General features: G+C 71.9%; 11 protein-coding genes. 1 reads left to right on the top strand and 10 read right to left on the bottom strand.

Annotated features, from left to right (window positions below; translation table 11 throughout):
- Positions 1-38: 38 nt before the first annotated feature.
- The 7 genes from rplS to proS form a co-directional block, all read right to left on the bottom strand.
- A complete protein-coding gene (gene rplS, locus ABZ622_RS26940; RefSeq protein WP_093545046.1) occupies positions 39-389 on the bottom strand; it encodes a 50S ribosomal protein L19 in 351 nt (116 codons plus the stop codon).
- 127 nt (positions 390-516) lie between these two features.
- Entirely contained in the window at positions 517-1,338 is an 822-nt protein-coding gene (trmD, locus tag ABZ622_RS26935) for a tRNA (guanosine(37)-N1)-methyltransferase TrmD (protein ID WP_259934936.1), read from the bottom strand.
- Positions 1,338-1,922 (bottom strand): ribosome maturation factor RimM, encoded by a 585-nt coding sequence (gene rimM / locus ABZ622_RS26930; protein WP_360547349.1) that lies wholly within the window; start codon positions 1,920-1,922, stop codon positions 1,338-1,340. The genes trmD and rimM overlap by 1 nt, the downstream gene beginning before the upstream one ends.
- Positions 1,923-2,001: 79 nt before the next feature.
- Complete coding sequence (locus tag ABZ622_RS26925) at positions 2,002-2,241, bottom strand: RNA-binding protein (RefSeq protein ID WP_005311361.1); 240 nt, start codon at positions 2,239-2,241, stop codon at positions 2,002-2,004.
- Positions 2,242-2,243: 2 nt separating this feature from the next.
- Positions 2,244-2,687, bottom strand: coding sequence for a 30S ribosomal protein S16 (gene rpsP / locus ABZ622_RS26920; protein WP_093545055.1), 444 nt, complete (start codon positions 2,685-2,687; stop codon positions 2,244-2,246).
- A gap of 157 nt (positions 2,688-2,844) precedes the next feature.
- Positions 2,845-3,438: a hypothetical protein gene (locus ABZ622_RS26915; RefSeq protein WP_266911604.1), complete on the bottom strand. Its 594-nt coding sequence runs from the start codon at positions 3,436-3,438 to the stop codon at positions 2,845-2,847.
- Between the two features lie 230 nt (positions 3,439-3,668).
- Entirely contained in the window at positions 3,669-5,084 is a 1,416-nt protein-coding gene (gene proS / locus ABZ622_RS26910; RefSeq protein WP_360547347.1) for a proline--tRNA ligase, read from the bottom strand.
- Positions 5,085-5,321: 237 nt separating this feature from the next.
- On the opposite strand from proS, the gene ABZ622_RS26905 reads away from it, so the two are divergent.
- Entirely contained in the window at positions 5,322-6,182 is an 861-nt protein-coding gene (locus ABZ622_RS26905; RefSeq protein WP_360547345.1) for a methyltransferase domain-containing protein, read from the top strand.
- 7 nt (positions 6,183-6,189) lie between these two features.
- Here the strand turns inward: ABZ622_RS26905 and ftsH are convergent, their stop codons facing one another.
- The 3 genes from ftsH to ABZ622_RS26890 all read right to left on the bottom strand — a co-directional run bounded on the left by ftsH (position 6,190) and on the right by ABZ622_RS26890 (position 12,386).
- The gene (ftsH, locus tag ABZ622_RS26900; RefSeq protein WP_360547343.1) at positions 6,190-8,103 is read right to left on the bottom strand and encodes an ATP-dependent zinc metalloprotease FtsH; all 1,914 of its coding nucleotides are present in this window, start codon (positions 8,101-8,103) and stop codon (positions 6,190-6,192) included.
- A 153-nt stretch (positions 8,104-8,256) separates the two neighbouring features.
- On the bottom strand, positions 8,257-9,804 hold the full coding sequence (gene ffh / locus ABZ622_RS26895) for a signal recognition particle protein (RefSeq protein ID WP_360547341.1): 1,548 nt from the start codon (positions 9,802-9,804) through the stop codon (positions 8,257-8,259).
- A gap of 125 nt (positions 9,805-9,929) precedes the next feature.
- Positions 9,930-12,386: a [protein-PII] uridylyltransferase gene (locus ABZ622_RS26890; RefSeq protein ID WP_360547339.1), complete on the bottom strand. Its 2,457-nt coding sequence runs from the start codon at positions 12,384-12,386 to the stop codon at positions 9,930-9,932.
- Positions 12,387-12,492: the final 106 nt, after the last annotated feature.

Raw genomic sequence — 12,492 nt, 5'->3', positions numbered from 1 at the left:
AGAGCCTATCCGGCCGACCTGTGGACCTGGGAGTCAGCTCAGTTGTCGCGCTTCTCCTTGATCTTCGCGGCCTTGCCGCGGAGCTCACGGAGGTAGTACAGCTTGGCGCGACGGACGTCACCGCGGGTGACGAGCTCGATCTTCTCGAAGATCGGGCTGTGCACCGGGAAGGTGCGCTCGACGCCGACGCTGAAGGAGACCTTGCGGACCGTGAAGGTCTCGCTGACGCCCGCGCCCTGGCGGCGGATGACTACGCCCTTGAACTGCTGGATACGGGAGCGGTTGCCCTCGATCACTCGGACGTGGACGTTGACGGTGTCACCGGGGCGGAACGCCGGGACGTCGGTGCGCAGCGATGCGGCGTTGACGCCATCGAGCAGGGAAGCCATGTTGTCTGCTTTCTTCGCCGATGCCACAGGTCATCGACGGGAGATAGTGAGAGATGGGGTGCTGATCGCGTCGGGCGGACGTCGTTCCCCCTGTGGCAGGGGCGTACGCCGGACGTACAGCAGCGGCCTATTCTTCCACGGCCTCGGGCCTGCGCCAAAATCGGCCGCCGGGCTCCGGTGACCAGCCGAGGATCGAGAGCATCTCGCGGTCCTTCTTGTCGAACCCCTCGGCCTCGCAGCGCTCGATCAGATCGGGCCGGTTGAGGGCGGTACGGCGGAACGCCTCGTCCCGGCGCCAGCGGGCGATCTTCCCGTGGTGGCCGCTGAGCAGCACCTCGGGAATCTCCCGGCCGCGCCACTCGGGCGGCTTGGTGTAGACGGGCCCCTCCAGCAGGTTGGCCATCGCGCCGGGGGCGAAGGAGTCGTCCCGGTGCGATTCGGCGTTGCCGAGCACTCCGGGCAGCAGCCGGGCGACCGCCTCGGTGATCACCAGTACCGCGGCCTCCCCGCCGGCCAGCACGTAGTCCCCGATGGACACCTCGACGACCGGCATCCGGGTGGCGTACTCGTCCATCACCCGCCGGTCGATGCCCTCGTAGCGGGCCGGGGTGAAGATCAGCCACGGCCGCTCGGAGAGCTCGACGGCCAGCTCCTGGGTGAACGGGCGGCCGCTGGGGGTGGGCACCACGAGCACCGGGGAGTGCGCCCCGGCCTCGTACCCGCCCGCCAGGGCGTCGTCCAGGGCCTCGCCCCACGGCTCGGTCTTCATGACCATGCCGGGGCCGCCGCCGTACGGGGTGTCGTCGACCGTGTTGTGCCGGTCGTACGTCCAGTCGCGCAGGTCGTGCACATGGACGTCGAGGCGGCCGCGGGCGCGGGCCTTGCCGACGAGGGAGACGTTCAGCGGTTCCAGGTACTCCGGGAAGATCGTGACGACGTCGAGGCGCATCAGACGTCCTTCCCCGTCGCGGGAGCCTCGTCCCCGTCGCCCTCTTCGTCGCGCGAGGAGGCGACCACGGCCTGGCTCTCGTCGATCAGGCCGGGCGGGGGGGCGATCACCGCGCGCTGCTCCGCCAGGTCGATCTCGGTGACGATCTCCTCGACGAACGGGATCATCACCTCGCTGCCGTCCGGCCGCTCGACGATGAAGAGGTCCTGGGACGGCAGATGCGTGATCTCGGTGATCCGGCCGATCTCGGTGCCGTCGGCGAGGACCACATCGAGGTCCATCAGCTGGTGGTCGTAGAACTCCTCGGGGTCCTCGGGGAGTTCCGCCGGGTCGACGTCGGCGATCAGCAGCGTGTTGCGCAGGGCCTCGGCAGCCGTGCGGTCGCGCACGCCCTCGAAGCGCAGCAGCAGCCGTCCGCTGTGCACCCGGCCGGTCTCGATCGTCAGCGGTCCGGCGCCGGCCGGTTCGGTGGCGAGCACGGCCCCGGGTCCGAGCCGCAGCTCCGGCTCGTCCGTACGGACCTCGACGGTGACCTCGCCCTTGATGCCATGGGCCCGGCCGATCCGCGCGACTACCAACTGCACCTTGTGTCTCTCCTGTCATACGACGACGGGCCGGGGCGGGCGCATGGCCCTCCCCGGCCCGTGCCGGTGTTCAACTCTGTCAGCGAACCTGATCCACATCGACGAGGTCGACGCGGATGCCACGGCCGCCGATGGCGCCCACGACGGTACGCAGTGCGCGTGCGGTGCGGCCGTTGCGGCCGATCACCTTGCCGAGGTCGTCGGGGTGGACCCGGACCTCCAGCACGCGACCACGGCGCAGGTTGCGCGAGGCGACCTGCACATCGTCAGGGTTGTCAACGATGCCCTTCACGAGGTGCTCGAGAGCCTCCTCGAGCATGCTCAGGCCTCGGTCGACTCGGCGGGCGCAGCCGCGTCAGCAGCCTCGTCCGCCTTCTTGTCGGCCTTCTTCGCCTTCTGCGTGATGGCCTCGCCCTTGGACTCGTCGCCGCCGTCCTTGGTCAGGGCCTCGAACAGGGCGCGCTTGTCGGCCTTGGGCTCCGGCTGCAGCAGCGGCGCGGGGGCCGGGAGGCCCTTGTGGGCCTGCCAGTCACCGGTGAGCTTCAGGATCGCGAGAACCGGCTCGGTCGGCTGGGCGCCGACGGACAGCCAGTACTGCGCACGCTCCGAGTTGACCTCGATGCGCGAGGGGTTCTGCACCGGGTGGTACAGGCCGATCTCCTCGATGGCCCGGCCGTCACGGCGGGTACGGGAGTCGGCGACGACGATGCGGTAGTGAGGCGAACGGATCTTGCCCAGACGCTTCAGCTTGATCTTGACTGCCACGGAAGTGGTGTCTCCTGGTCTATGACGTGGGTGGGCACAACGAAGATGCCACGTGGGGTTGCGGTACTCGGGTGCCCGATGGACGCGTCAGCCGGAGGAGAGAGGGGTCCTGTGCGACTGTCGAGTACAGCTAGCCATTGTGCCACACCGTGCCGGGTCACCCCACCGCGACCGCGGCTTCCGGGATGCGGAAGGGCTTCCCGCATCCTCCGCAGACGATCGGCGCCTGCGCCAGGACCGATGGGACGACCCGCACATTGCGGCCGCAGTCGCAGACGGCCTTGACGCGGACGCCCCCGCCGGAGGAGCCGTGCCGGGCGGCCGGCCCGCGGAAGGAACGCTTGGTGTCGGCGGCGGTGGCGACCGTGTGTGCCTTGAGGGCGCGCTGCAGCCGCTCGATCGTCGGGCGGTAGCGGCGCTTCGCCTCGGGGTTGAGGGCGACCAGCGAGAAGCCACTGCTGGGGTGGGGCTCCTCGGCGTGGTCGAGGCCCATCTCCTCGGCGATCGCGAGGAATCTGCGGTTGTGGTAGCGGCCGGCGCGCGAAGTGTCGCGGACGCCTCGCGCGGCGGCGATGCCGTGGACTGCCTCATGGAGCAGTCGCTCGAAGGAGAGCTCGGCGCCGCAGGCGGACGAGGACTCTCCGATCAGGGACTCGGGCGCGGCTAGATCCGGCAGCTCGGGGTGGTACCGCTGAATGTCGGCCCACGCCTGTGCCAGCTCTGCGGCAAGTACAGGTGGTGTCGTGCTCACGTCGTGACAACGAGCGCGAGTGCTCCGGTGTTCCGATTCCGGGCCATCCCAAATAATTTGCACGTACCAGTCAGTTGCCCTTGCATGCGTCCCGACGAGGGCGGGTGCGCAGATCTGCGGAGAAGCCTCACAGCTCGCACCAAGGTGGTACGTAGCGACGCGTACGCCCGGACGCGTAGGCGGCCACCGTACGCCGGGGCCCCGGGCGGCCGGGGCGGCGGGTGGGGGCGTCAGTAGGCGCGTGCCACCAGGGCGACATTACCGGGCTCGTCATCCGCCCCGGGCACCGACCCGTCCCCGGCGACCAGACACCGTACGGACACCCCGTGCTCCGCGAGCCGGGCCTCGCCCGCCGGGCCGAGTGCCGACCAGGCGATGCGCGCCCAGCCGCCCGCGGCCGCCGCCTCCACGGCCTCCGCCACCGTCGTGACGTCGCTGGTGGCCGACTCGCGGCGGCTCCGGGACTCCCGCAGCAGCGCCGCCTGGTCCTCCTCCAGGACCGCCGGGAGCAGCGCGGGCAGGGCCTCGACGGGGACCGGTTCCTTCCCGCCGGGGATGCGCCGGACCAGCGTCGCGGTGCCGCTCGCCAGATCGCGCGGGCCGATCTCGATCCGCACCGGCACCCCCTTCAGCTCCCAGTCGACCGCGCGGCGGCCGAACGGGGTGTCGGTGCGGTCGTCGGTCCCGGTCCTGATCCCGGCCGCGCGCAGCCGCTCCGCGACGGACCGGACCGTGTCCAGGACGGCCCCGTCGTCCTTGACCGCGACGACGACCGCCTGGACGGGGGCGAGCCGCGGCGGGACGCGGAGCCCGTGGTCGTCGCCGTGGGCCATGATCAGGCCGCCGACCATCCGGGTCGAGGCGCCCCACGAGGTCTGCCGGACGAGCTCCTGCCGCCCGTCCCGGGACAGATAGCGGGTGTGGAACGCCTTGGCGAAATTGGTGCCGAGTTCGTGGCTCGTACCCATCTGGAGGGCCTTGCCGTCCCGCATCATCGCTTCAAGGGTGAGCGTGTTGACGGCCCCCGCGAACCGCTCGGCCGGGGTCTTGCGGCCGAGGACCACGTCGATGCCCAGCACGTCGGTCATGAAGTCCGCGTAGACCTCGCGGTGGATGTACGCGGCGAAGTCCCGGGCCTCCTCGTCGGTGGCATGGGCGGTGTGGCCCTCCTGCCAGAGGAATTCCGTCGTACGGAGGAAGATCCGCGGGCGCATCTCCCAGCGCACCACGTTCGCCCACTGGTTGATCAGGAGCGGCAGATCGCGGTAGCTCTGCACCCACTTCGAGAAGTACTCGTTGATGATCGTCTCGGAGGTGGGCCGCACCACCACGGGCTCTTCGAGCTCCTTCCCGCCGCCGCGGGTGACCGTCGCGAGCTCGGGCGCGAAGCCCTCGACGTGCTCGGCCTCGCGTGTCAGGTAAGACTGGGGGATGAAGAGCGGGAAGTAGGCGTTGCGGGCGCCCGCCTTTTTGATGCGGGCATCCAACTCCTGCTGCATCCGCTCCCACAGGCTGTATCCGTACGGCCGGATGACCATGGTGCCGCGCACCGGGCCGTTGTCCGCGAGTTCGGCCTTGTTGATCAGATCCTGGTACCAGCGGGGAAAGTCCTCGGCCTGGGGCGTGAGAACGGGTGCCTTTGCCATGGCGCGCATCGTAAGGCGACACCGCCCACCGCACGGGGCGACGGGCCCGGGGGCCGCGGGCCTTCCCCTCGGACGCGTCACCGCTCCGCGCAAGCATTGCCCTCGCACCCCTGGACGCGGACGCGGATGCGCAGTTCTCTGACATACGGGGGAAGCGGGGGCGCACACGGCGGGGGCATTCACTCGGGCACTACCGATCGGACACGGCCGACCTCTCGGCGGATTGGGGCGCTTTCCATGACACCCACGCTCGTCCGGCACCACAGCCACGCGGAAACGTCCACCCGGGTGGACTCCGGCGACCGTGCCCGGGACTGGGCCGAGATCCAGGAGCGGATGCTGGCACCGCTGTACGAAGCGGTGTACGAGCGGCTCGAAGTGGGATCCGGTACCCGGCTGCTCTCCCTGGGCTGCGGCTCCGGTCTCGCGCTGCTGATCGCGGCCGCCCGGGGCGCGCGCGTCACCGGCGTGGACACCGACCTCGAACGTCTGGCGCTCGCCCGGACCCGGCTGCTGCCCGATCCGGGCAGCGCCGCCGGTCCCCCGGCCGGACATCCGCGGCTTCTGGAGGGTGATCCGTCCGGGGCCCGGCCGTCCGACGGGATGCCGTACAACCTGATCACCGTGTTCACCCCGATCGGCTGCTCGTCCGACGACGGCGAGGGGCTGGTGGCCGCGCTGCGGTCCGGTGTGCCGCTGGCCGCGCGGGGCAGCACCGTGGTGCTCACCGGCTGGGGTCCGCCGGAGCGCTGTGCGACGGCGCCGGTGCTGCGGGTGGCGGGGCGGCTCTCCGACCGGGACCGGGCCCCCCGCGACGGCGGCTGGCGGCCGTCGGGCCGGGACGACCTGGAGGAGCTGGCCTTCCGGGCCGGGCTGAATCCCGACGGCTCGGGCCGGGTGGCGTGCCCCTTCGGGTACGCGGACCTGGACAGCGCGGTGCGGGGGCTGCTCTCCACCCGGCTCTTCGACGCGGCGGTACGGGCGACGGACCGTACCCAGGTGGAGAAGGAGGTCGCGCGGGCCCTCCACCCGCACCGCCGCCGGGACGGCACGGTCTGGATGCCGAACGTCTTCCGCTACCTCGTGTGCACCACCTGAACGGCGGCTACTTCCCCAGCCGGGTGATGCCGGCCGCCCGGTAGGCCTCGGCCTCGTCCAGCGTCTCGTTCGCGAGGAGCGCGGCGGAGAGCGAGTCCAGCCGGTCCCGGTTCTCGCGCAGCAGCCGGCACGCCACCTCGTAGCACTCGTCGACGATCCGCCGCATCTCGCCGTCCACCGCGTCGAGCGTGGCGGGGGCCGCCGACAGTCCGTACGCCTGCTGGGCGTCGCTCGGGATCGCCGTCAGTCTGCCCACCTTGTGGCTCATGCCCCAGCGGCCGACCATGCCGCGGGCCAGGTTGGTGACCTGTTCCAGATCGCTCTCCGCGCCGGTGGTGATCATCCCGAAGACCACCTGTTCGGCCGCCATGCCGCCGAGCGCCCCGACGATGCGGCCGCGCAGATACTCCTCGGTGTACGCGTACTTGTCGGCGTCCGGCGTCGAGAGCGTGACGCCCAGGGCTCGGCCGCGCGGCACGATGGTGACCTTGCGCACCGGGTCGGCGCCCGGCTGGACCATGCCGAGCAGGGCGTGGCCGCTCTCGTGGTACGCGGTCCTGCGGCGTTCCTCGTCGGACATGACCAGTGAGCGTTCGGCGCCGAGCTGGACCTTCTCCAGGGCGTCCGAGAAGTCGGGCTGGGTGACCTCGGACTGCCGGCGCTTGACCGCCAGGAGCGCGGCCTCGTTGGCCAGGTTGGCGAGGTCCGCGCCGGTCATGCCGGGCGTCGTGCCGGCCACCTGGGCCAGGTTCACATCGCCGGCGAGCGGGATCTGCCGGGTGTGGATCTCCAGGATCGCCTCCCGGCCGGTCCGGTCCGGCGGGCTGACCTGGACGATCCGGTCGAAGCGGCCGGGCCGGGTGAGGGCGGGGTCGAGCACGTCGGCGCGGTTGGTGGCGGCGAGCACGACGACGCCCTCCGAACCGGAGAAGCCGTCCATCTCGGTGAGGATCTGGTTGAGCGTCTGCTCGCGCTCGTCGTGGCCGCCCATGCCGGAGCCGCCGCCGCGGGCCCGGCCGATGGTGTCGATCTCGTCGATGAAGACGATGGCGGGGGCGACCTTGCGCGCCTCCGCGAACAGCTCCCGGACCCGGCTCGCGCCGACGCCGACGATCATCTCGATGAACTCGGAGGCCGACGCCGAGAAGAACGGCACCCCGGCCTCACCTGCGACGGCCCGGGCCAGCAGGGTCTTGCCGGTGCCGGGCGGCCCCGCGAGCAGTACCCCGCCGGGCATCCGGGCGCCCATCCTCCGGTACGCCTGCGGGTTCTTCAGGAAGTCCACGACGTCGTTGAGCTCACCCTCGACCTCGTCGATCCCGGCCACGTCCTCGAAGGTGGTGCGCTTGCCGCCCTCCAGCTCGACGGGCTTGGGCGGGGCCTTGCGGCCGAAGCCGCCCATCCCGCCGCCCATGCCCCTGGACATCCGCCGGGCGATGAACACCCAGAGCAGTACGAGCAGCAGCATGGGTGCGAGCGAGATCAGCAGGTTGGCGAGGAAGCTGCGCTGCTGGACGACCGGTTCGGCGGTGACCGTGACGTCGTCCTTGACCAGTTCGGCCCAGAGGTTGTCGTCCGCGAAGGCCGGGCGCTGGGTTTCGAACTTGGTGTACTTGTCGTCGCTCCCCGGGACCTTCGCCTCCTTCTTGAGCTGCCCCTGGATGGCGTCGCCCTTGGAGTAGATCTTGGAGACATTGCCCGAGGTGACCTGCTTGCTGAACTCCGTGTACGCGATCGTCCGCTGCTCCTCCCCGTTGAAGAAGGAGAGCACCAGATTGGCGATCAGATAGACGGCGAGCGCGGTCAGCAGCAGTCCGCCCCAGCCTCCGGGCATCTTCCGGCCGGGCGGCTGGGGCGGCGGGGCACCCTCGGAGCGCCACGGCTGATCGGTCCGGTCGCGGGGCGGTACGGGGTTGGTCACGCGCGCTCCTCTGCCGACTGCCGTTGAGGCGACAGTAAGGGAGGAACACGGACAAAGCCCTCCCAGGGCCTGCCCGATGGGCCCTTGGAGGGACGGCGTACGGCAGCCGTGGCGAACCCGGGCCGACCCGGCCCGGGTTCATTCGGTCCGGGCTCAGCCCATGAACTTCTTGAACTCGTCCGGCAGCTCGAAGTTCTTGTCGTCCTGGGCCGGCAGTCCGAACGCCCCGCCCTGCGCCGCCTGCTCGCGACGGGCGGCAGCGGCCTGCTCCTCGGCCTTGCGCTTCATCGGGTTGCCGCTCTTGCGCTTGCCCTTGGCCTGCTTGACCTGCTTCTTCTGCCGGCCGGGGCCACCGCCCATGCCCGGCATCCCGGGCATCCCCGGCATGCCACCGCCCTGGGCCATCTTCGACATCATCTTGCGCGCCTCGAAGAACCGCTCCACCAGGTTCTTCACCGCGCTGACCTCGACACCGGAACCCTTGGCGATACGGGCCCGGCGCGAGCCGTTGATGATCGTCGGCTCGGCGCGCTCCTTCGGGGTCATCGACTTGATGATCGCGGCGGTGCGGTCCACGTCGCGCTCGTCGATGTTGTTGATCTGGTCCTTGATCTGCCCCATGCCGGGCAGCATGCCGAGCAGCTTGGAGATGGATCCCATCTTCCTGACCTGCTCCATCTGGGCCAGGAAGTCGTCGAGCGTGAAGTCCTTGCCCTTGCTGGACGCCAGCTTGGAGGCCATTTTGGCGGCCTCTTCCTGGCTGAAGGTCTTCTCCGCCTGCTCGATCAGGGTGAGCAGGTCACCCATGTCGAGGATGCGGGAGGCCATCCGGTCGGGGTGGAAGGCGTCGAACTCGTCGAGCTTCTCGCCGTTCGACGCGAACATGATCTGCTTGCCCGTGACATGGGCGATCGACAGGGCCGCACCACCGCGGGCGTCACCGTCGAGCTTGGAGAGCACCACGCCGTCGAAGCCGACGCCGTCGCGGAAGGCCTCGGCGGTGTTGACCGCGTCCTGGCCGATCATCGCGTCGACGACGAAGAGGATCTCGTCGGGGCTGACGGCGTCGCGGATGTCCGCGGCCTGCTGCATCAGCTCCTGGTCGATACCGAGGCGGCCCGCGGTGTCGACGACGACGACGTCGTACTGCTTGGACCGCGCGTACTCGATCGAGTCCTTGGCGACCTGGACCGGGTCACCGACGCCGTTGCCCGGCTCGGGCGCGTACACCGCGACACCGGCGCGGTCGGCGACGACGCTGAGCTGGTTGACGGCGTTGGGACGCTGGAGGTCGCAGGCGACGAGCAGCGGGGAGTGGCCCTGGCCCTTGAGCCAGAGGCCGAGCTTTCCGGCGAGGGTGGTCTTACCGGCACCCTGGAGACCGGCGAGCATGATCACGGTGGGCGCGGTCTTGGCGAACCGCAGCCGGCGCGTCTCGCCACCGAGGATGGAGACGAGCTCCTCGTTGACGATCTTGACGACCTGCTGGGCCGGATTCAGCGCCTGGGAGACCTCGACACCGCGCGCCCGCTCCTTGACGTTGGCGATGAAGGCGCGCACGACGGGCAGCGCGACGTCCGCTTCCAGCAGGGCGATACGGATCTCGCGAGCCGTGGCGTCGATGTCCGCCTCGGACAAGCGGCCCTTGCCCCTGAGGTTCTTGAAAGTCGCGGCAAGGCGGTCGGAGAGAGTATCGAACACGGCGCTCGTCGGTCCTCAGGGTCGGGGGCAAACAGGATTCGGTACCCCAGGGTATCCGGCTCGGCAGAAACGATGACCCCTGCCCGGCAAATCCCGGGCACGGGCCACCGCGCGTGGTTCCCGCGTCACGCCCGGAGTGCGGTCTCCACCGCGTCCGCCACCGCGAGCGCCCGCTCTCCGGACAGTGGCTTCCCGTCGGTGTCCGTGACGTAGAAGGCGTCCACCGCGTTCGCCCCCAGAGTCGACACATGGGCGCTGCGCACCCGTACCCCGCTCTGCTCCAGCGCCCGGCCGATCCGGTGCAGCAGCCCCGGGGCGTCCTGGGCCCGCACCTCGATCACCGTCGCCAGCCGGGAGCCGGCCGCCGCGACGGTCACCCGGGGCGGCGGGGCCTTCACCCCGCGGCGGCGCGGATAGGCGGCCTCGCGCTCGGCGAGCCGGGCCCGGATGTCCAGGGAACCATCCAGGGCGCGTACAAGGTCGGCGCGGAGCCGGGCGGCCTGCGGCAGGGAGCCGTACTCAGCCGCGACCCGCCAGCTGAGCAGCAGCACGTCCGCGGGGTCGCCCAGTTGGGTGGGCAGTTCCACGGCGCGCAGGTCGGCGGCGCGCACGGTGAGGCGGTGCAGGGCGAGGACGCCCGCCGCCGCGGGCAGCACGCCGGGCCGGTCGGGCAGGGCGATGTGGAGCTCGACGCCGACGGGTTCCGGTTCGCCGTCCTCGTCCGGGGCCCCGGCCTGGGCGCGCAGGGCGAGGACGGGGCCGCCGGTGCGCAGGGCCTCGATCGCGAGGCGTTCCTGCTCGGCGCCGGGTGCGGCCGGTTCCGGTTCCTCGGGGGTCCGGCCGGCGAGTACGGCGGCGACGCGTCCCACCAGGTCGGCGACCAGGGAGGCGCGCCAGGAGGACCAGGCGGCGGGCCCGGTGGCGAGCGCGTCGGCCTCGGTGAGCGCGTGCAGGAGTTCCAGGGTGGTGGCGGAGCCGACGGCGGTGGCGACGGAGCGGACGGTCGCCGGGTCGTCGAGGTCGCGCCGGGTGGCGGTCTCGACGAGCAGCAGGTGGTGGCGTACGAGGGTGGCGACGACGCCCACGTCGTGCTGGTCGAAGCCGATCCGGGCGGCCGTGTCCCGGGCGATGACCTCGCCGGCCGCGGAGTGGTCGCCGGGCCAGCCCTTGCCGATGTCGTGCAGCAGCGCGGCGACCAGGAGCAGGTCGGGGCGGCCGACGCGGCGGGTGAGGGCACTGGCGCGGACGGCCGCTTCGACGAGGTGACGGTCGACGGTCCAGGTGTGGACGGGGTTGCGCTGGGGGCGGCAGCGGACGCGTTCCCAGTCCGGGAGCAGCCGGGTGACGAGCCCTTCGGCTTCGAGCGCCTCCCAGACGGGGACGGTGGCCTCGCCGGCGCCGAGGAGGGTGACGAGTTCCTCGCGGGCCTCGGCGGGCCAGGGCACCGGCAGCGGCTGCGCGGCGGTGGCGAGCCGGCGTACGACGTGGCGGGAGAGCGGGAGCTCGGACTGGGCGGCCGCGGCGGCGGCGCGCAACACCAGGACGGGGTCGCGTTCGGGGCGGGCGGTGCGGGCGAGGACCACTTCGCCGTCGGCCTCGACGACGCCCTCGGCGAGCGGGGTGCGTTCCGGGGCGGCCGCCCTGCCGCCGCCGAGGATCGCGCGCAGCCGGGGGCGCACGGACCGGGCGCGCAGGACCCGGTCGACCTCGCGCCAGGTGACGTCGGTGGCGTACGAGATGGTGCGGGCGGCCTCGTAGACCTGGCGGAGCAGGGCGTCCGCGTCGAGGAGTCCGAGGGCGTCCGCGACCTGGTCCTGTTCCTGGAGGGCGAGGCGGTCGGTGGCGCGGCCGGTGGTGAGGTGGAGGGCGTCCCGGGCGTCGGACAGGACGCGGCGGGCGTCGGCGAGCCCTTCGCGGGGGGCGTCGGCGACCCAGGACGCGGCGACGGCGCGCAGCGCGGTGGCGTCCCGCAGTCCGCCGCGGGCCTCCTTGAGGTCGGGTTCGAGGAGGAATTGCAGCTCGCCCTGGCGTTCGGCGCGTTCGCGGCAGAGTTCGTGGAGTGCGGGCAGGCGCTTGGGGGCCTGGTTGCGCCAGTCGGCGAGGATCGCGGTGCGCATCGCGGCGACGAGCCCGAGGTCCCCGGCGACGGGCCGGGCGTCGAGCAGCCCGAGCTGGACCTTGAGGTCCTCGGCCGCGGTCCTGCGCGCCTCGGCGGGGGTGCGCACCGAGTGGTCGAGGGCGAGGCCGAGGTCCCAGACGGGATACCAGACCCGGTCCGCGAGGGCGGCGACGGACGCGGGGCCGGTGTTCCCGTCGTGCAGGAGCAGCAGGTCGAGATCGCTGCGTGGGGAGAGCTCACCGCGCCCGTAGCCGCCGACGGCGACGAGGGCGGCGCCGTGGACGCCGGTCTCCGCGGCCGCGGTGGTGAACAGCCCGGTGAGCCAGTCGTCGGTGAGCGAGGCGAGGGCCGCACGGCGCGGCGGCCCGGACCGCGCCTCCTCCTGGAGAAGGCGCAGCCGGGCCGCCGCGTAGCCGCCGGGTTCCGAGTCTGCGGATTCGGTGGTGGTCTCGGTGCTCGTCACCCGGTGCCTTTCGTTTCGGGACCGTCGGTGTTCCGGGGCCGTCGGTGTTCCGGGACCGTCGGCTCCTCGGAGCCATCGGCCCGCGGAGCCATCGGCGCTTCGGGGC

This window comes from Streptomyces sp. NPDC007164, assembly GCF_040634135.1.
GTDB classification, from domain to species: Bacteria; Actinomycetota; Actinomycetes; order Streptomycetales; family Streptomycetaceae; genus Streptomyces; species Streptomyces sanglieri.
The sequence above is the reverse complement of the archived record's forward strand: the minus strand, read 5'-3'. Positions and strand labels throughout refer to the sequence as shown.

Excerpts from the sequence above, each read along its gene's own strand:
- ABZ622_RS26925 (WP_005311361.1), bottom strand. The coding sequence starts at position 2,241 with ATGCTCGAGGAGGCTCTCGAGCACCTCGTGAAGGGCATCGTTGACAAC.
- proS (WP_360547347.1), bottom strand. The coding sequence starts at position 5,084 with ATGGCAAAGGCACCCGTTCTCACGCCCCAGGCCGAGGACTTTCCCCGC.
- ABZ622_RS26905 (WP_360547345.1), top strand. The coding sequence starts at position 5,322 with ATGACACCCACGCTCGTCCGGCACCACAGCCACGCGGAAACGTCCACC.
- rplS (WP_093545046.1), bottom strand. The coding sequence starts at position 389 with ATGGCTTCCCTGCTCGATGGCGTCAACGCCGCATCGCTGCGCACCGAC.
- trmD (WP_259934936.1), bottom strand. The coding sequence starts at position 1,338 with ATGCGCCTCGACGTCGTCACGATCTTCCCGGAGTACCTGGAACCGCTG.